General features: G+C 66.0%; 14 protein-coding genes. 3 read left to right on the forward strand and 11 right to left on the reverse strand.

Annotation, left to right across the window (positions count from 1 at the left end):
* Positions 1 to 15: 15 nt before the first annotated feature.
* The 5 genes from ACEN9O_RS30390 to ACEN9O_RS30410 form a co-directional block, all read right to left on the reverse strand.
* Positions 16 to 495 (reverse strand): hypothetical protein, encoded by a 480-nt coding sequence (locus ACEN9O_RS30390; RefSeq protein ID WP_495615494.1) that lies wholly within the window; start codon positions 493 to 495, stop codon positions 16 to 18.
* A 46-nt stretch (positions 496 to 541) separates the two neighbouring features.
* The gene (gene secD, locus ACEN9O_RS30395) at positions 542 to 2395 is read right to left on the reverse strand and encodes a protein translocase subunit SecD (RefSeq protein ID WP_495615495.1); all 1854 of its coding nucleotides are present in this window, start codon (positions 2393 to 2395) and stop codon (positions 542 to 544) included.
* 67 nt (positions 2396 to 2462) lie between these two features.
* Entirely contained in the window at positions 2463 to 3302 is an 840-nt protein-coding gene (locus ACEN9O_RS30400; RefSeq protein WP_495615496.1) for a hypothetical protein, read from the reverse strand.
* 48 nt (positions 3303 to 3350) lie between these two features.
* A complete protein-coding gene (locus ACEN9O_RS30405; protein WP_495615497.1) occupies positions 3351 to 6029 on the reverse strand; it encodes a TonB-dependent receptor plug domain-containing protein in 2679 nt (892 codons plus the stop codon).
* A 156-nt stretch (positions 6030 to 6185) separates the two neighbouring features.
* Positions 6186 to 7823: a methyl-accepting chemotaxis protein gene (locus ACEN9O_RS30410; protein ID WP_495615498.1), complete on the reverse strand. Its 1638-nt coding sequence runs from the start codon at positions 7821 to 7823 to the stop codon at positions 6186 to 6188.
* Between the two features lie 419 nt (positions 7824 to 8242).
* On the opposite strand from ACEN9O_RS30410, the gene ACEN9O_RS30415 reads away from it, so the two are divergent.
* Both ACEN9O_RS30415 and ACEN9O_RS30420 read left to right on the forward strand, forming a co-directional pair.
* Entirely contained in the window at positions 8243 to 9091 is an 849-nt protein-coding gene (locus tag ACEN9O_RS30415; RefSeq protein WP_495615499.1) for a TauD/TfdA family dioxygenase, read from the forward strand.
* 62 nt (positions 9092 to 9153) lie between these two features.
* Positions 9154 to 10461 carry an MFS transporter gene (locus tag ACEN9O_RS30420; protein ID WP_495618559.1) on the forward strand — a complete coding sequence of 436 codons (1308 nt, stop codon included), beginning with the start codon at positions 9154 to 9156 and terminating at the stop codon, positions 10459 to 10461.
* On the opposite strand, the gene ACEN9O_RS30425 is transcribed toward ACEN9O_RS30420, so the two are convergent.
* The 3 genes from ACEN9O_RS30425 to ACEN9O_RS30435 form a co-directional block, all read right to left on the reverse strand.
* Positions 10458 to 11357 carry a helix-turn-helix domain-containing protein gene (locus ACEN9O_RS30425; protein ID WP_495615500.1) on the reverse strand — a complete coding sequence of 300 codons (900 nt, stop codon included), beginning with the start codon at positions 11355 to 11357 and terminating at the stop codon, positions 10458 to 10460. The two genes, ACEN9O_RS30420 and ACEN9O_RS30425, sit on opposite strands and share 4 nt — an antisense overlap.
* A 63-nt stretch (positions 11358 to 11420) precedes the next feature.
* On the reverse strand, positions 11421 to 12167 hold the full coding sequence (locus ACEN9O_RS30430; protein ID WP_495615501.1) for an alpha/beta hydrolase: 747 nt from the start codon (positions 12165 to 12167) through the stop codon (positions 11421 to 11423).
* Between the two features lie 80 nt (positions 12168 to 12247).
* A complete protein-coding gene (locus ACEN9O_RS30435; RefSeq protein WP_495615502.1) occupies positions 12248 to 13147 on the reverse strand; it encodes a LysR family transcriptional regulator in 900 nt (299 codons plus the stop codon).
* 102 nt (positions 13148 to 13249) lie between these two features.
* On the opposite strand from ACEN9O_RS30435, the gene ACEN9O_RS30440 reads away from it, so the two are divergent.
* The gene (locus ACEN9O_RS30440; protein ID WP_495615503.1) at positions 13250 to 14635 is read left to right on the forward strand and encodes an MFS transporter; all 1386 of its coding nucleotides are present in this window, start codon (positions 13250 to 13252) and stop codon (positions 14633 to 14635) included.
* A gap of 47 nt (positions 14636 to 14682) precedes the next feature.
* Here ACEN9O_RS30440 and ACEN9O_RS30445 read toward each other — a convergent pair whose 3' ends face one another.
* The 3 genes from ACEN9O_RS30445 to ACEN9O_RS30455 all read right to left on the reverse strand — a co-directional run bounded on the left by ACEN9O_RS30445 (position 14683) and on the right by ACEN9O_RS30455 (position 19387).
* Positions 14683 to 17472: a TonB-dependent receptor gene (locus ACEN9O_RS30445; protein WP_495615504.1), complete on the reverse strand. Its 2790-nt coding sequence runs from the start codon at positions 17470 to 17472 to the stop codon at positions 14683 to 14685.
* A gap of 403 nt (positions 17473 to 17875) precedes the next feature.
* Positions 17876 to 19126 (reverse strand): HipA domain-containing protein, encoded by a 1251-nt coding sequence (locus ACEN9O_RS30450; RefSeq protein ID WP_495615505.1) that lies wholly within the window; start codon positions 19124 to 19126, stop codon positions 17876 to 17878.
* Between the two features lie 3 nt (positions 19127 to 19129).
* Positions 19130 to 19387, reverse strand: coding sequence for a helix-turn-helix domain-containing protein (locus ACEN9O_RS30455; RefSeq protein WP_495615506.1), 258 nt, complete (start codon positions 19385 to 19387; stop codon positions 19130 to 19132).
* Between the last annotated feature and the right edge of the window lie 263 nt (positions 19388 to 19650).

The following is a 19650-nucleotide window of genomic DNA, read 5'->3' on the forward strand; positions in this document are numbered from 1 at the left end:
ATGGCAACAACAGGCTTACTTGAACACCGAGCAGTACTGCGTGTTGTCTTCGATATTCTGGCCCGGCTGGCCGGCGGCCGAGATCACCTTCAGCCAACCGTCCGGCTTGGCCGGCGTCGGCTTCTTGCCGCAGTTGGTGTGCACCCAGTGGATGCCGACATCGCCGCCCGTGTAGAGCTGGCCGCAAGCCTCCACCCTGTCATTGACACGGATACCGCTCAGTGAAGCCGGCACGGTCTTCTGGTTCGGCACGAAGCCGCTGGCGAAGACGTTGTCGATGGCCACGTCGTACACCTTGCCGTCCTGGTCCGACTTCATCTTCAGGTGGGTATGCGACAGCTCCACGCCCTTGCGGAACTGGCCATGCGAAAACTTCGGCCCCTGCACCACCACACCGGTGCGATAGCTGCCGGCGGATGCCGAGCACGTTGCGGCTTCGTCGGCGTAGGCGGAAAACGCCACCAGCAATGCACAGCCAAGCAAGACTTGTTTCATGCGAGCTCCCTCATAGGTTGTAAGTGCGGCCATTATCCACTACAAGTTACTTGCCGCGCCAAACTGTGCCGATCGACAGCGACGACAGCTTCTTGCGCCGCCCGTACCACAGGTTGACCACGCCGCGCGACACGAACACCGCCGAGAACATCGACGTCAATATGCCCAGGCAGTGCACCACGGCGAAGCCGCGTATCGCGCCGGAGCCGAACACCCACAGCGCCACGCCGACGATCAGGGTGGTGACGTTGGAGTCGAGGATGGTGGCCCAGGCGCGGTCGAAGCCGGTGGCGATCGCCTGTTGCGGCGTGGCGCCGCCGCGCAGCTCCTCGCGGATGCGCTCGTTGATCAGCACGTTGGCGTCGATCGCCATGCCCAGCGCCAGCGCGATCGCGGCGATGCCGGGCAAGGTCAGCGTGGCCTGCATCAGCGACAGCAAGGCCAGCAGCAGCAACAGATTGCAGGCCAGCGCCAGCACGCTGAAGAAGCCGAACAGCATGTAATAGCCGATCATGAACGCGGCAATCGCGGCAAAGCCGTACATGGTCGAATGCAGGCCCTTGGCGATGTTGTCGGCGCCCAGCTGCGGGCCGATGGTGCGCTCCTCGACGATCTCCATCGGCGCCGACAGCGCGCCCGAGCGCAGCATCAGCGCCAGGTCGGCCGCGTCCTGCGCGGTGCCGACGCCGGTGGTGCGGAAGTGCGCGTTCAGCTCGCTGGTCAGCGTGGCCACCGAAATCACTTCCGGCTTGCCGGTCTTCTCGATCAGCACGATGGCCATGTGCTTGCCGACGCGGTCGCTGGTGGCGGCCGACATCTTGCGCCCGCCTGCCGTGTTGAGGTCGATGAACACGGCCGGCTGCTGATTCTCGTCCAGGCCGGCGGTGGCGCTGGTGATGTAGTCGCCGGTCAGCACCACGTCCTTGTACAGCACGGTTGGCGCGCCCCGGCCCACCGTGTACAGCTGCGAGTTCAACGGTATATCCGCGCCCAGCTCGGTGCCGCGCGTGATGCTCTCGTCGACCATGCGCACCTCCAGCGTGGCGGTGCGGCCGATCACGGCGCGGGCCCGCGCCACATCCTGCTCGCCGGGCAGCTGCACCACGATGCGGTCCGCCCCCTGCTGCTGGATGATGGGCTCGGCCACGCCCAGCTCGTTCACGCGCTTGGACAGGGTGGCGATGTTCTGCGTCACGCCGTCATTGATGGTCTGCTTCAGCGCCTCCGGCTTGAGCGTGACGACGAGCTTCAGCTGCGCGCCCTCGCCCGCCTCGGCCAGCAGCAGCTCGGGGCCCTGGCCGGCGATCAGGTCCTTGGCCTTCTGCCGCGTGGCTTCGTCGCGGAAGCCGATTTCCAAGCTGTCGCCGATACGCGCTATCCCGCTGTGGAACACGGCCTTGTCGCGCAACACGCTGCGCACCGAGGACTGCACGCCCTGCAGCTTCTTGTCCACCACGGCCCGGGTATCGACCTGCATCAGGAAATGCACGCCACCGCGCAAGTCCAGACCCAGGTACATCGGCAGCGCATGCAGGCTCTGCATCCACTTCGGCGTGTCGGACAGCAGGTTCAGCGCGACCAGATATTGTGGATCGGCGGTGTCGGCGTTCAGGCTTTTCTCCAGCACCGACTTGGCGCGAAACTGGGTATCGGGATCGGTGAAGCGCGCACGCACCGAGGCGTGCGCGCTGTCGTAGGCGACACCGGTGGTCTGCACCTGCGCCTGCTTGAGCGCGCGCTCCACCTTGCCGACCAGCTCGGCGCCCACGCGCACGCTGGTCTTGCCGCTGCTGATCTGCAGCGCCGGCGACTGGCCGAAATAATTGGGCGCGGTGTAGAGCGCGCCCAACAACACCGTGATCACAATCACGATGTACTTCCACAACGGGTAACGATTCATCTTAATCACTTTTTAAGAATGGACCGCCCTAAGCTGTGGCTGCTTGCACCTATTGCAAGCCCAACAATTAATTATTTCTCGTGTCCTCCGGCTGGCTGTATTTGCGGAACTGCTCGCGCATGTGGCGCAGCTTGGCGGCCAGGTTGGCGTCCTGCATCGCGTACAGGTCCAGCCGCGCGGCATAGTCGGGCGTCATCATCCAGCCGAAGGTTTCGGCCTTGTCCTCCTCCTGGCCGTAGCTGGAATACAGGCTGACCACGCCGGGCCTGGCGTGGCCGACATCCTGCAGGTTCTTGCCGTAGAAGGTGGCGCCGCCCTTGCCGTACGTGAGACCGGCCGGATTCAGCGCCAGCCAGGCGGGATCGGCATGGTAGTAGTCGTTGTGCTCGCGGTAGTCGATGAAGTGGTAGAACTCGTGATGCACGCGCATCTCCATGCCGGCCGGGCACAGCTTGGCGCTGTTGTCGGCATAGGCCACGCTGTCGACCTCGGCCATCGGCATCGCCAGCCGGCGCTGGCCGCCCACCGCCAGCTCCTTGACCAGCACGATATTGTGCAGGCGGACGTTGGCAAAGAACGATGCCGGATAGCGCTCCAGCCCCGGCAGCACCACGCTCAGCAAGCGTTGCAGGCGCTGGCGGTCCGGCTCGCTGTCGGTGAAGGCTTCGGCGCTGGCGCCTTCGCTGTTCAGTTCCCACTGCGTGTTCAGGTTCAGCGCGGCCAGGCGGCGCGTGGCGGCCTCGCGCAGCTGCGCCAGCGTGGCGTCGGCCGGCGCCACGCCCGGATATTGCAGATCCCAATGGCATTCGACCCGCAAGGCGTCGTTGTTGTGATCGATGGGCGCGAGGGTGTTGCAGGCGGACAGCAGCAGCGCACTCAGCGCGATAAGGATTCGGTGACAGGACATGACGAGACTCTTGAGACGGCGCCGGCACAGGGCCGGCGCCTGGGTTGATTACTTGAACTTGTAGTTGGCGGTCAGCTGCACGTAGCGGCCCAGCTGGCTATGGTAGGAAGTGCCGTAGCCTTGCAGATAAGGGATCTGGCTGGCGTCCATCGGCGCTTCCTTGTTGGCCAGGTTCTGCACCGACAGCGACAGCTCCAGGTTGCGGAAGCCCTTGTAGCTGACGTAGGCGCTGGCCGTCAGCCACGAGTGGACGTCGCAATACTGCGGCGTGGCCGCCTCGAACGAGCAGACCGCGTCCGGCGAACTCTTGAGCAAATAGCCGCCCACGTAGTTCCAGTTGATGCTGGCGTCCCATGGGCCGCGGTCCCAGGCCACGCCGGCGCGGCCGCGGTTCTTCGGCAGGCCGTAGTAGCCGACGTAGTCCACCGGATCGTTGCCGGGCACGTCGGTGCTCTTGTAGCTGTTCATGCGGTTGTAGCTGGCGCTCAGCGAGAAGCGGCCCCAGTCGCCCACGCTGAAGCTGCCGCGCGCATCGACGTCGACGCCGCGCGTCTGGGTGGACGACAGGTTTGCCGTGATCAGGCTCAGGTGATCGAGCTTGCCGCTGACCGGGTTGCGCACGATGCGGTCGCCATACTGCGCCTCATGCTCCAGCAGGTAGGTGGAGCTGATGGTGGACAGCTCGTCGCGGCGCTTGATGTTGTACGCATCCACCGACAGCGACCAGCCCGGCACCGGCTCGGCCACGAAGCCGATCGTCACGCTCTTGGATTTTTCCGCCTGGATGTCGGGATTGGCGCCGGTGGTATAGGCCACGTAGCGTTCGCAATCGTCGTTGGTGGTGCTGAACACCGGGCAGCGCTTGGGATCGAGCACCTTGGTGTAGCCGTTGGAGTTCCCGGCGTGCAGCTCCGGCAGCGACGGCGCGCGGAAGCCCTCGGCATAGGTGGAGCGCAAGGCCAGCTGCGGCAGCGCGCTCCATTTGGCGCCGACCTTGGGCGTGAAGGCCGAGCCGAAATCGCTGTAGCGGTCCGTGCGCGCGGCCAGGCTCAGCTCCACCGTCTTGAGCACCGGCGCCGACAGCTCGCCATACGCGGCGGCCACGCTGCGCGAGCCGCTGGAGCCGGTCATGCCGATCAGCTGGATGGAGCCGTCGGTGAACAGCGGATCCGGCGTGGCGTTGAATTGCTCGTGGCGGTACTCGGCGCCGATGGCGATCGACAGCGGGCCGCCCGGCAGCGCGAACAGTTCGCGGTTGCCGTGCACGTCGACGCTGCTGGTGCTGGTGTCGGCGTGGTTGTCCAGTTGCGGATACAGGCGCGCCATCAGCGCCGGATCGTTGCCGCCCGGGTTGTGCAGCAGGAAGCTGTTGCGCACCAGGCCGTCCGCGTCGAGCACCTCGTTGATCAGCACCTTGTCCTGGATGTAGCCGTGGTAGCGGGTGTCGGTCAGCGAGCGCGAGAACATCGCCGCGCCTTCCAGGTCCCACTTGCCCAGCGTGCCGCGCGCGCCCAGCGTGGCGCGCATGTTGCGGCTCTCGCTGCTGATGGTGGTCGGCACGTCGTTGAACACATAGCGCACGCCCACCGTCTTGCCCCATTTGTTCTGCGGATGGCCGGCTGGCAGCAGCAGGTAGCTGATGGTGGTGCCCGGCGCGTTGCCGTACAGGCCGTATTTGTCGAGCAGGTCGTTGGTGTAGGCGCCGTAGGAATTGGTGGCGTAGCTGTACATGCTGGAGGCTTGGCGGCTGCGGCTGAGCGCGGCGTCGCCGAACAGTTCCCAGCCCTGCCCCAGGTCGTAGGTCAAGGCGCTGTAGACGTTGTCGCGCTGGCTCTTCGATTGCAGCGTGACGGCGGCGGTGTTGTCGTTGATGCAGCGGCCGTTGAGCGGCGAGCTGGCGTCCACCAGCGGCGGGCAGTCGCCGATGATGCCGAGGAAGCTGCCGCCGGTGGTGCCGGACGCGGTGTAGACGTTGCTGGAGAACGAGGAGCGGCGGTCGGCCAGGCCGAGGCGGCGGAAGTCGGCGTCCTGGGTGCGCGGGCGGGCGTTGACCAGCACCGGGCTGGTGTCGCGGTGCGACAGGCTCAGCAGCCAGTTGTAGCCGTCCTGCGCCAGGTTGCCCTTGCCGTAGGTCAGGCCGATGTCGCCGGTGTTGCCGTCGTGGTAGGCCGAGGTGCCGCCGGAGACCTGGAGCGCCAGTCCCTCGTAGTTCTTGCGCAGGATGATGTTGATGACGCCGCCGATGGCGTCGGCGCCGTAGATCGCCGAGGCGCCGTCCAGCAGCACCTCGACACGCTCGACGGCGTCCACCGGGATCGAATTGGTGTCGACAAACGAGGCCGAGCCGAAGCCGAACGGCGCCACGCGGCGGCCGTTGATCAAGGTCAGCGTGGCGCCCGCGCCCAGGCCGCGCAACGAGATGCCGGCCGAGCCGAAGGCCTGGCCGGGCGTGCCCTCGGTGGTGTAGCCGCCGGTGTTACCGGCCGGCAGATCGCGCAACACGTCGGTGATGGTGGTGGCGCCCGAACGGGCGATCTGCTCGGCGGTGATAACCTGCACGGCCGACGCGGTTTCGGCGTCGACGCGCTTGATGCGCGAACCGGTCACTTCCACGCGCGGCGGCGCGCCGCTGCTGCTTTCAGCGCTGGCCTGGGCGGCGGCGGTCAGGGGAACCGCGCCGGCGCACAACAGCGCGACGGCACGAACGATAGGGCGAATAGGCGACATGAGATACTCCGTGGTATGACAGTTTGATGAAATACTGCAACTGTCACGGAGTGTGTTTTGTCGCCGCGCTCAGGTCACGGACAGGACTGCTGTTTTGGTACTATCCTGCTGGCATTCCCATGCCGCAGTGCAAACTGTGGGGCGCTGACCACGGCGCTAGCGCGCCGCGCTGCTCAGCGCCGGCCACTTTGCCGCGCGCGCTGAGCGCCCCGGCGCCACCGGGCCGCCGCGTGCGCCATCCTTGAGCCGGAACACGCTCACCAGCTGCGACAGCGTGGCGGCCTGGTCCTGCAGGCCCTGCGAGGCCGACGCCGCCTGCTGCACCAGTTCGGCATTCTGCTGGGTCACCGTGTCCATCTGCGAAATGGCCTGGTTCACCTGCTCGATGCCGACGCTCTGCTCGCGGCTGGCGTGGGTGATCTCCGCCATCACGCCGGCCATGCTCTGCACGCTTTCCAGCACCTCGTTCATGGTCGCGCCGGCCTGGGCCACCAGCTTGCTGCCGATGTCCACCTGGCCCACCGATTCGCTGATCAGGTCCTTGATTTCCTTGGCCGACGCTGCCGAGCGCTGGGCCAGGTTGCGCACCTCGGTCGCCACCACCGCGAAACCGCGGCCCTGCTCGCCGGCGCGGGCCGCCTCCACCGCCGCGTTCAAGGCCAGGATATTGGTCTGGAAGGCGATGCCGTCGATGACGGCGATGATGTCGGCGATCTTGCGCGACGAGGTGTTGATCGCGCCCATCGTGTCGACCACCTGCGCCACCACCGCGCTGCCCTTCTGCGCCACGCTGGCGGCCACGGTGGCCAGCTGGTTGGCCTGGGCCGAGTTGTCGGCGTTGTGGCGCACGGTCGAGGTCAGCTCCTCCATCGAGGCGGCGGTCTCCTCCAGCGAGCTGGCCTGCTGCTCGGTGCGCGAGGACAGGTCCAGGTTGCCGGCGGCGATCTGGCCGGAGGCGCTGGCGATCACGCCGGTGGCGCCGCGCACCTCGCCGACGATCTTCTCCAGGTTGTCGCGCATGGTGCGCATGCCGAACAGCAGGCTGGTGGTGTCGCCGGCGCGGGTCTCGACCGTCACGCCGAGGTCGCCTGCGGCGATCTGGCTGACGATGTCGGTCGCATAATCGGGCTCGCCGCCCAGGCTGCGCGTCAGCCAGCGCGTGATCAGCAGCGCGCCGGCGGCGCCGAACGCCACGCTGCCGGCCACCAGCGCCAGGATCCACAGCCGCGAGGACGCGTAGCGGCGGTCGCCGTCGACCGCCTCCTGCTTGCCGCCGTCGGTGTAGAACTCGACCAGCTGGTCGACCTGGGCGCGCAGGGCCACGATCAGCTTGTTCGATTCGCCGCGGATCAGCGCCTTGGCCTGCTCGTCGTTGTTGGCGCGGGCGGCGGTGCGGATCTTGGCGTCCTCCGCCATGTAGCGCGCCCACATGTCGACAAACTTGCCGTACATGGCTTGTTCCTCGGGGGTGCTGGCCAACACCACATAGTCGTCCTGCATTTTCTTCAGGTCGACCAGGTCCTTGGCGATCACCTGGTCGTACTTGTCCATGTCCGTCTGGCTGTTCGAAATGATGTATTGCAGCTCACGGGTGCGGATGCGCGCGATCTGCGACTTGATGTCTTCGATGACCCGGATGCTGGGCATCCAGCGCGCCGAAAAACGCTTGGCCGTATTATTAACCTGGGATATCTCCCAGACAGAAAATACCCCCACCAGCACCGTCAACGCCAATACCGTGGAGAATGCGGCACCCAGTTTTTGTCCAAGACGAAGCGTATCAAACCATTTCATAATGCTAGTCCTTCAACGTTTAATTTGCTAGTAACTGGGAACGGCGTGCCAGTGGTCAGCGTTAATCATAACGCATGTTACATCCAGCAAATGCGCGGCCTTTTCGTCTTGTAGACTATCCGCAACACATTGTTTCCAAAGCATTTATCAATATCAACGTCGCTAATTTTAGTTTCCACTCCGCATCAAATACAACAGTTCCATTTCTAATGCGGATTTAAAATATCCGCACCACTTCGGCGCGACAACTGTTTTAATTAAAAGGAATGATTATGTCCAAAGTAATGGAAAAAAGTGAGAATGTCACAATAGCGCCAGCTAATATATCCTGGGGAAATGATTTAAATATCATTTATGAGATTTTAAGTTGCCGATTTGATGATTTTAATCAAAATGGATTTTACGCCCATCCCGAAGAAGTGGCCCTGCGCGCCGAACTGGGCGAGATAAGCTCGCTGCGCCAGCTGACGCGCCAGGTGCGCGGCCTGGGCAGCAACGGCGCGGCGATCACCGGTCTCGGCCTGCACGGCCTGAGCGAAGACCGCCGCAACGCCGCCCTGTATGCGATCACGCTGATGCTGGGCTACCCCACCTCCACCGACCAGTGCACCGGCCGCGTGGCCTGGGACGTCAAGTCGCGGCCGGCCGCGCACAGCGACACCCGCTTCACCACGTTTTCCGAGCGCGTCGGCAGCGCCGACATGCACACCGACTCCTCGTTCTACCCGATGCCGGAAGAGCAGTTCATCCTGTACGTGGTGCAGGCGGCCAATTGCGAAGGCGGCCATTCGCTGCTGATCGACAGCGAGGACATCTACCAGACCCTGCAGCAAACGGCGGCCGGCCGCGCGGCCTACGAACTGCTGCGCAGCGCGCCGGTGCCATTCCGCGTGCCGGCCGTGTACGCCGCCGGCGAGACCGCCATCGAGCACCACGTGGCGCCGGTGTTCGGCCCGCCGCGCCGCGACGGCGACCGCTTCACGCTGCGCTGGCGCTACGACGCGATCCAGAAAGGCCTGGCCGTGCGGCCCGACCTGAGCACGCCGGCGCTGGTGGCGGCGCTGGCCCTGATGAACGAGGTGGCCGAGCGCAGCGCGCCGCGCTTCAAGCAGCAGCTGGCCACCGACACCCTGCTGTGGGCCGACAACCACCGCATGCTGCACGGCCGCACCACCTATGTGGACGAGCGCCGCCACCTGATCCGCATCCGCATGTCCGACGTGCCCAACGCCGAGCGCATCGGCCCATCCGGCGTGGTGCGGGATTGAGCGCGGTGGGCGGCTACGCCGCGGCCGAGGCCGGCCTGCCGCCGGCCGAGCGCCTGTGGGCCATGCTGTCGCTGATGACCGGCGTGGCGCTGGCCTCGCTGGACACGGCGATCGCCAACACCGCGCTGCCGGCCATGGCGCAGCAGCTGCACGCGACGCCGGCGGCGTCGGTGTGGATCGTCAACGCCTACCAGCTGGCGATGGTGGCGACGCTGCTGCCGTTTGCCGCGCTGGGCGAGATCGCCGGCTACCGCCGCGTCGCCCTCGGCGGGCTGGTGGTATTCACCACCGCCTCGCTGGGCTGCGCGCTGGCGTGGTCGCTGCCGTCGCTGGTGGCGGCGCGGCTGCTGCAGGGCCTGGGCGCCAGCGCCATGATGGCGGTCAGCACCGCGCTGATACGCGCCATCTACCCGCCCGACCGCCAGGGCCGGGGCTTCGGCACCAACGCGCTGGTGGTGGCGGTGGCGTTCGCCGTGGGGCCGACGGCGGCCTCGCTGATCCTGTCGCTGTCGTCATGGCCGTGGCTGTTCGCCATCAACGTGCCGCTGGGCCTGCTGGCGCTGAGCGCCGCCTGGCAGGCGCTGCCGCACACGCCGCGCGCCACGCACCAGATCGACCTGCCGGCGGCGCTGTACAACGTCGGCGCCTTCGGCCTGCTGGTCCTGGCGCTGGGCGACGCCGCACACGGCAACGCGCCGCAGCGGCTGCCGGCCGAGGTCGCCGGCGCGGCGCTGTGCTGGGTACTGCTGCTGCGCCGCCAGCGCGGCCATGCGGCGCCGCTGCTGCCAGTGGACCTGTTCCGCAATCCGATGTTCGCGCTGTCCGCGCTGACGGCGTTCTGTACCTTCGCGGTGCAGGGGCTGGCCTTCGTGTCGCTGCCGTTTTTCTTCGAGCGCACGCTGGGCCGCTCGCCGATCGACACCGGCTTCCTGATGACGCCGTGGCCGGCGCTGGTCGCCGTGATGGGGCCGGTGGCCGGCAGGCTGAGCGACCGCTACAACGCCGGCACGCTGGGCGGCATCGGCCTGGCGCTGCTGTGTGCCGGCGCGCTGCTGCTAAGCGGGCTGGCGGCCGGCGCCCCGGTGCTCGACATCGGCTGGCGCATGGCCTTGTGCGGGGTCGGCTTCGGCTTCTTCCAGGCGCCGAACATGAAGGCCATCATGGGCAGCGCGCCGCGTGCGCGTTCCGGCAGCGCCAGCGGCATCGTCGCCACCGCCCGCCTGAGCGGCCAGGCCACGGGCGCGGCGCTGGTGGCGTATTGCTTCACGCTGTCCGACGCGCGCGGCACCGTGTACGCGCTGTGGGTGGCGGCCGGCTTCGCCGCGCTGGGGGCGGCGGTGAGTTTTTCGCGCCGGCTGCTGAAGGATTAATTGCCGCGCTGCTGGCGAAACTTGGCGGGCGGCGTGCCGAAATGGCGGCTGAAGGTGCGCGACAGATGGCTGGCGTCGTGGAAGCCGCAGGCCTCGGCGATGTCGGCCATCGCCCGGCCGCCGGCCAGCAGCATGGTGCGGGCCTGCTCCAGCCGCATCTTCATCAGGTAGCGGTGCGGCGGCAGGCCCAGCGCCAGGTGGAACTCGCGCGAGAAATGCGCCTCGCTCATGCCGCACAGCGCCGCCAGGTCGCGGTTGCTGACGCCGGTGGCCAGGTTGGCGCCCATGTGGGTCAGCACGCGCCGCAGGCGGCCGCCGCCCAGGGTGCTCGATTGCGGCGCCGTGGCCGGCCGGCTGTAGTGCTCCAGCAGATAGCTCAGCAGCGCCACCATCAGGCCGTCGCAGTACTGCGATTGCAGCGGCCCGGCCATGGCCTCGCCGTTGAGCATGCGGCGCACCAGTTCCATCACATGGCGGTCCGAGGTGAATTGCTGGGCGCCCAGGCTCAGCGGGGTTTCGCGCTGCGCGTTCAGGTTGTCGACCAGCGCGGCCGGAACGAACAGGTTGACGATGTCGCAGCTGCTCAGGCGGCTCCACTGGCTGGAGCCGCTGGGCGGACAGATGCGGAAGCGCTCGGCCGCGATCACCCCGCCCCACACCGGCTGGCCGTGCAGCCAGATGCGGGCGTCGACCGGCTCCAGCATGATGGCGATGCGGTAATCGTTGGGGTGCGAGCTGATGGTCTGGATCATCGCGTCCGGCTGGTTGCTGGTCCAGCGCACGATCGAGGCTTTGGAGCTGGGCAAGGGACCGATGCAGGTGTGCAGCGGCGTGTGCACGCCGCTGCGCAGGAACCAGTCTTTCAGCACTTCGGTATTGTCTATCGCGGTACCCATGGGCTCGTCTCGGCATATGGCGGAGCGTCGATTATCGGGCGCGCCAGTGTTGATGTCAAATCATCAATTGGCAGGATGGTGCATCCAGGACGCCATCTGGTCGACCACTTCCTTCTCCTGGCCGACGTAGCCGTGGTAGTGGTAGCTCTCGCACGGGTCGCCGGTCGGGTTGGCGCCGCCGGTGATCATCAGTTGTTTTTTGAGCGGCGCGTTTTTCAGGCCCTTCATGATCAGGTCCACCTCGTAGGGGCGGCAGACCGGGCAGGCATCGCTGGCGTGGTGCACCACCAGCACCGGCAGTTTCAGCGCGGCCAGGTTTTGCGACGGCACCGCGCCCTGCTTCTTGAAGGCGGTCACGCTGGAGGTCAGCACCAGGCCGGCGATGCCGGGATCGTCCACGCTGTTGATGGCGACGTAGGTGGCCGACACCGTGCCGCGGCTGGTGCCGACCAGCCACACCGGCGCCGGGCTCTTGCTACGCACGAAGTCCAGCGCGGCGCGCACGTCGGCCAGGTGCTTGGGGTTGACGCGGTCGCTGTAGTCGAGCGCGGGGGTGTCGCTGGGCAGGCCGAAGATGGCGACGTTGAAACCGTCGGCCAGGAACAGCGCCACGCTGCGGGCAAGGAAGTTATGGCTGGTCGGCTTGCCGTCGACCACGGAGCCGTAGCCGCCGTTGCCGCCGGTGAGCAGGAACACCGTGGCCTGGGCGCCCTCCTGCGCTTCCCAGTAGACGCTGGCCTCGACGCCGGGACGGGTGGGTATGCGGAAGGTCTGGCCCTCGGCCCAGGCGCCACCGCAGACCGCGAGCAACAACGTTATCCACCAACGACACCTGTGCATAGCCCCTCCCGGAATAAAGTAATGAAAGTACCACAACTCACGCGCGCTCATCACGCAAAGCGCTCCACCACGAAATCGACGAAGCTGCGCAGCTTGAGCGACATGCGGCGATCGCGCAAATAGACCAGGTTCAGCGGGCGCACCGGCGCCGCGTACGCCGGCAGCACGCGGACCAGCTGGCCGCCCGCCATCGCTGCCGACACCATGATTTCGGGCAGCATGACGATGCCCATGCCGGCCAGCGCCGCCTGCCGCAAGGCTTGCGCGCTGTCGATCCGCACCCGGCCCGCGACCGGCACGCTGACCTCCCCTTCGGGTCCGTTCATGCGCCAGGCCGCCTGCGCCGAGCGCCACTCGGAGCGCGCCGGATAACTGTAGGCCAGGCAGTCGTGTGCGGCCAGATCCTGCGGCCGCCGCGGCGCGCCACGCGCCGCCAGATAGGCCGGCGACGCGCACATCATCAACCGGTACGGCGCCAGCGGACGGGCGACCAGGTCGGGGCCGTGCGGCGTCCCCAGGCGGACGGCCGCCTCGAAACCATCCTCCGCCAGATCGACCACGGCGTCGGTGATGACCAGGTCGAGATTCACTTGCGGATAACGCGCCGTATAGTCGGCCAGCGCCGGCACCAGGCATTCGGTGCCGAACGTCGCCGCAGCGGTGATGCGCAGCCGCCCGCGCGGACTGGTCTGGGTATCGAGGGCCAGCGCGTCGGCATCCTCGACCAGGCCCAGGATCTCCATGCACCGGTCGTAATAAGCCTTGCCGAACTCGGTCAGATTTTGCCGCCGCGTGGTGCGGTTGATGAGGCGCGTGCCGAGCCGGTCTTCCAGCGCCTGCAAATGGTTGCCCACCATCGTGGGCGACAGCCCGCATTCGGCCGCCGCCGCCGTGAGACTACCCGTATCGACCACACGGACAAAGATGCTCATTGCCTTGACGATATCCATTACCAATATTTCCCAGGTAGTCAACAAACAAAATGGCAGTTTATATAATTTTTATAGCCAATACAATGAGATGACCGTAACCCATCTCATGGACCCGTGCCGATGCCCTCCTCTTTACAGCCGCCCAGCGCCGTCTCGGCCAACCTGACCCTGCTTGCCGCCAGCCTGGGCTTCGCCCTCGTCATCCTCGATGTCACCGTGGTCAACGTCGCACTGGAAAGTATCCAGGCGGTGCTCGGCACCAGCGTCACCGGTTTGCAATGGATCGTCAATGCCTACACCCTGGTGTTCGCCAGCCTGCTGCTGACGGCCGGCGCGCTGGGCGACCGATACGGCGCCAAAGCCATCTTCGTCACGGGCTGCGCGCTGTTCACGGCGGCGTCGCTGGCCTGCGGCATGGCGGGCGGCCTGGGCACGCTGATCGCCGGCCGCGTGGCGCAGGGGCTGGGCGCCGCGCTGTGCGTGCCGACCTCGCTGGCGCTGCTCACCGCCAGCTTCCCGGATGCCGGCGCCCGCGCGCGCGCCGTCAGCATCTGGGCCGGCGTGGGCGGCCTGGCGCTGGCCGCCGGGCCGGTAGTGGGCGGCGTCATGGTGGACCGCTTCGGCTGGCCCGGCATCTTCCTGCTCAACCTGCCGCTGGGGCTGGCGGCTATCTGGCTGATCCTGGCCCACGCGCCCGCAGGCACGCAAACGCCGGAGCGGGGGCTGGATCTCGCCGGGCAAGCGCTGGCGGTGCTGGCGCTGGGCGGCCTGACCCTCGGTTTCGTCGAGAGCGGCGCGCTGGGCTGGACGCATCCGCTGGTGCTGTCGGGATTTGCCTGCATGCTGGCGGCCGGGACGCTGTTCCTGCTGGTCGAGGCCAGGGGCGCCGATCCCATGCTGCCGCTTTCCTTGTTCCGTTCGCCGGCGGTGAGCGCCGCCTGCCTGGTCGGACTGCTGACCAACTTCGCCTACTACGGACTGATGTTCGTGCTGAGCTTGTTCTTCCAGTCGGCCAAGGGCTACTCGCCGTTGCAGACCGGATTGGCCTTCCTGCCAATGACGGCGCTGGTCACCGTCGCCAATTTGATTTCCGGCCGGCTGGCGGCGCGCCACGGGCCGCGGCTGCCGATGGTGACGGGGCAAGCGCTGGCCGCCTGCGGCTATCTGGCGCTGAGCGGCATCGACAGCGGTACGGCTTACGGCCTGATCATCGGTCCGCTGCTGACGGCAGGCGTCGGCGTGGCGTTGACGGTGCCGGCCATGACGTCGGCCGTGCTCGCGAGCGCGCAGCAGCAGCGTGCCGGCATCACATCCGGCGTGCTGAACGCGGCGCGCCAGACAGGCGGCGTGATCGGTGTTGGCGTATTCGGATCGCTGGTCGCGGGCGGCGCGGCACGGCTGCCGGCGGGCATGCATGTGGCGCTGCTGCTGGCGGGCATGGCGCTCGCGCTGGGCGCCGCCATCAGTTTTCTCGGCGTCCGGCGCTCAAATGAAAACACCCTGTAAGCCGGGCGGCTTACAGGGTGCGATGCGATCATCTCGCAGCGGCGAACTTAGAAGGCGTAGGTGGCGCTCACGTAAGCGGTCGCACCGTGCGGATCGTAGTAGGTCGGATCGTAACCAGCCTGGAAGTAGTTACCCAGGGTGATCGCCTCAGGCGGCTTGCGGTTGAACAGGTTCTTCACGCCGGCGCGCAGGTTCAGGCCCTTGACCAGACCGGCATAGGACACTTGCGCATCCCAGGTCGAGAAGGCGCCGATATGCACGGCCGGCACTGCCCCGGTGACTGCGTCGGGAACCGCGTCGGCGCGCGCCGCATCGTAGTAGCCGGACTGGAAGTTCTGGGTCAGGTCGGCGCCCCAGTTTTTATATTTCCAGTCCAGGGTCAGCTGGTGCTTCCAGCGGAAGATGATGCCGCCGGCGCTGACCGCGTTCAACGGATTACCCTGGGCGTCGATGGTGTGCGCCACGCTAGGCTGGACTGTACCGTCCGGCAAGGTCTGGTCGAACTTGCTGGTGTAGCTGCCGTTCAGGTGCGCGTTGAAGGTGCCGTAGTTGTCGGTCTTGGCGATGCGCCAGCGCGCGTCCAGGTCGACGCCTTCGGTTTTCATGCCGCCGGCGTTCAGGTTGGTCGCCGTGATCTGCGAAATGGCGCCCGAGCCGTCACGCTGCACCAGGCCGGTGTACTGCGGATTGCCGGCAAACGCCTGGCGCACGATCAGTTGCGGGTCCAGCGTGGTGACCAGGTTGCTGACGTTGATCTTCCAGTAGTCCACCGCGAACGACAGGCCCGGTACCGGATCGATGACCAGGCCGATCGACGATTGCTCGGACTTCTCCGGCTTCAGTTGCGTGTTACCGCCCGTCACCTGGGTGTACTGGCCGGAGGTCTTCGTGGCCGGATCGGTGAAGGTCGCGCTGGTGGCGAAGGTCTGCGGATTGAACAGCTCAGGCAAGGCCGCCTCGCGGAAGCCGCGGCCATACGACGCGCGCACCAGCAGCTGCGACAGCGGCTGATAGCGGAAGCTGATCTTCGGATTGGTCGAGGTCGCGGTCGGGAATTTGTCGGTGCGCACCGCCAGATCGCCTTCCAGCTCCTTCAGGATCGGCACGTTCAATTCGCCAAACAGCGCCGACGAGTGGCGCGATGCCGACAACGGCAAGACTTGGGCGCCGTAGCCGGCGATGTCGCCCGACTGGTACGCCGCGCTCGGATTGAGGTTCAGGTTCTCGTTGCTGATCGAACCACCCACCGCGAACTTGGCCATGCCGGCCGGCAGCTGGTACAGGTCGCCGGAGATGCGGCCCTGCAGCGCGTCATTGCTCAGCTGCGAGTTGATCATCGGACCGTTGTAGTTGGTCGCGCGGATTTGCGCGGCCAGCGCCGGGGTCTGGGTCGCCGCGTACGGATTGAACGCGTTGTTGTTGCTCAGCAGCTTGGCGACCGCCAGTTGCGACTGGTAGCCGTCCTGGGTGCTCTCGCTGACGTCGCTGACATTGTGGACGTAGGCCACATCGTAGTCGTAGCCCTTGATGGTGCCGCGCATGCCGATCACCAGGTGCGACAGCTTGGCCAGATCCTCGTGCAGGCGATTGCCGCCGTCGAAGGCGCGATAGCTGACGGTGACCGGCTTGCCTTCCGCGTCGGTGCCGGCCAGGAAGCTGGTCGGGTAGTACGGGCTGCTCGGCTGCATGATGATGGCCGGATAGACGTCGGCCTTCTGGAACGCCAGGTCATCCTTCAGGAAGTTGGTGTTGTACGGCGACGGCTGGGCCAGGGTGATGGTCTTCTGCTGCGAGTGGAAGCCTTCGACGAACGCCTCATTGTTCTCGTTGAGCTTGAAGCGCAGGCTGGCCGCGACGTTGACGCGCTTGACCTCGGGCATCAGCGCGACCAGCGGCGCCGGATTGTAGCGGCAGCTGCCGGTGTTGGCGTCGAAGGTGCTGCCGTTCTGGGCGCAATTGGCGCCGTTGTTGTCGCTCAGCGGATTGCCCAGCGGGTCGCCGATCGATTTCAGGCGGTGCGGAATCACGCCGCCCGCGTTCGGGTCGGTGTAGGGATCGAAGGTGTTGATGTTGCCGCTGTTGGTGGCGCTGGCTTCACGCAGGCCGTTGTCGTTCCACGCCTTGTTGGCATAGCCGCGCTGGCTGCCGAGGATCTGCTTGTCCTTGCCGACGTCGGCCGACACGGTGATGTTGTAGCGGTCCGAATCGAAGTCACCCCAGCCGGCGATGATCGAGGCCTTGGTGTTGCCGCCGCCGCCGTCCTTGGTGCCGCTGCCGTAGCCGCTCACTTCGACGCCGTTGAAGTTGTTGCGCAGGATGAAGTTGATCACGCCGCCGATCGCGTCGGAGCCGTACACGCCGGAGGCGCCGTCCTTCAGCACTTCGACGTGGTCGACCGAGGCCAGCGGAATGGCGTTGATGTCGACCGTGGTGCCGTCGGTGGCGTAGTTGGCCAGGCGGCGGCCGTTGACCAGGACCAGGGTCTTGCTGGCGCCAATGCCGCGCAGACTGGCCGAGGACAGGCCGTAGGTGGAGGTGCCCACGCCCTGGGCCGCGTTGACCGCGCCTACCTGGGTGTTCGAGCTGATCGAGGCGAGCAGCTGTTCGGTCGAGGTGACACCCATTTTCTGGATATCTTCACGGGTCACGGTTTGCACCGGCAACGCGCCTTCGGCCTGGGCGCGCTTGATCGACGAGCCGGTGATTTCAACACGCTGCATCGACGGCGCGTCGGCGGCGGTCTGTGCCTGGGCTACGGCGGCGGTGCCCAGTCCCAGCATCACCGTGCCGGAGAACATCAGGCGCAGCGAGCGCGAGAGAATTTTTTCTGTTGTCATGTTTGATCCCAATTTTAAAAATAGAACGCTTCACGCCCTGTGACGGCGGCGTTTGAAATGGCTGGCCTGACGCCAATCTCGTTTCTCGCCCAGCGGCGAACTCGGTGTCGACTCTGCAATGTATAGACAGGCAGGATCGGCCCACATAAAAACATAGGGGAAAAGGGGGTGTCAACGATCAAAGCGCTTTTTGCATTAAAAGCAACAAATGCAAACTTTGATGTAAAAAAACTGAAAACTTAATTGTTTCTTAAGCATTGCAAAAATATATGATTACTTCGGGAAGTGACAGAATTTTTGCGATGAATATGGAAAATTTCACATACTAAATATGTAATTATTTTGCCGTGGGGCTTGAGCAGGCAGAAGCTGCCCGGCGAACGTAAAAAGGGATTACAGATTGTTACAACCCGGCGCTAAATTGTCTGGCGCTGCGCGCGACGCCTGCAAAGACCGGCTCGGCGACCCGCGCCGGGAACCCCGACGGCAGCCGCGCAGCGACCGCCTCAAGCGCGGCACCGGTGCGCGCCAGCACGCGCTCGACAAGCTGTTCCGCATCGGCCCGAGGAAAACCCGGGGCGGCAGTACTGATGAAGTGTCGCGGCCACGGGTCCGGGAAGCGATGGTGCCGGCTCCTGGCGGGCCAGGTCGACCTGACGCCGTAAAGCGGCGCCAGCGCGTAGCGCCCTCCCGGCAACAGGCGGATGCTGAAGCGCTTGGCGTGGCCGTCCGGCGCGGCCAGCAGCCGGAACAGCACCTGGCTGGTCAGCAGCGTCGTCAGGTCTTCCTCCGCGCGCTCGGAGCCGCGCAGCACCGCGGCGAGGTCCGGCAGGCCCGGACCGCCATCGCGTTCATACTTCAAGTGCGCAGGCACGCCCAGCGCCTGGCCGAGGTCTTCCTGCGGCAAGCGCATGATCCATTTTCCGGACGGGTGCATTTTGCGGTCGAAGCGCTCGACGCCGAGCACCTTCTGGCTGCCGAAATTCAGGATGGCGGTCCGCGCGACCGGCAGGCCGAATTCCGCCAACAGGTTCATGCACAGCCATTCGTTCTCGACCGATGCCGTCAGGTCCGTTTGGGGGCGGCCGCCCTGCCCCAACGGCAACTTCAGCAGGTGGGTGGTGGGCGTCGAGCCGTGCGGCCGGAGCCAGCCGCCGTCATGCCACAGCAGCGCGGTTTTTTCCTGCGCGCCGGCAAGCGCGATGCGCAGATCGTCCCGGCCGCCGCGCTCCGTCAACCCGATGAGATGCCGCTCGACATCGTGCTCCGACATCGGACTGCCGTCGATGCGCTTGACGCCGGTGGGCGCCTCGTCCTCCCCCAGCAACTGCACGGCGCCGGCACAGTCCCGGCCGATCTGCCGCAATAAATCGAAGGCGTCAACGGACGGCAGCTGGTAGCGCGACGCCAGCCGTTTGCGGATGGACGCGCTATCGGGAAGGAGATGGTCGAAGAAGTTGCGGACGGCGTCGCCACGCAAAGGCTGGTCGCCGGTGTAGGGCAGCGACAGCGACAACGGCCGTCCAAGCGCCGACGCCATCCAGGCCCGATCGTAAAGAAATTGCGTCGCGCCGCGCGTCGGCATGGTCCAGGTGCCGACCCGCTCGCCGTTGCTCCACACCGACAAGGACCGCGTATGAGATGTGCGCCCCACGGCTTACCAGTCCGGCGAGGCTGGGGCAGCCTCCGCGACCATGGCCTGCTTCGGCTGCACGATCACCTCGTGCCCCAGCGCCGCGAGCAGCATCAGCAGCTGCTCGACCTGGATGGAGCCCGGATCCAGTTCCATCGCCGAGACGCGGCTCTGGCTCATGCCGATGCGTTGCGCAAGTTCCGTCTGCGACAGGCCGGCGGCCTTGCGGGCCGATTGCAGCACGGGTCCCAGTTGCCTGGCGAGCGATAGGATTTGTTTCATGATCAAAAGACTACCCGTGTGGCAAGTATCTGTCAAATACCCTTTATACAGGTTAATTGCTTTTTGCATGCCGCGTCAACATCCGACCACTGATACGCCACAAATCATCCAGTGAATATTGGAGAGAATATTGGCTGAGATAGCAGCTAATATGTCCGCAGTGCCTACCCATCCAAAGGAGAGTGCGCGATGAATTTCCGTATATCTACAATGGTTGCGTGGGGACCAGCAAGGTGATGCGCGATGGAGTCCCAGGACGCACA

The organism is Duganella sp. Dugasp78 (assembly GCF_059491455.1).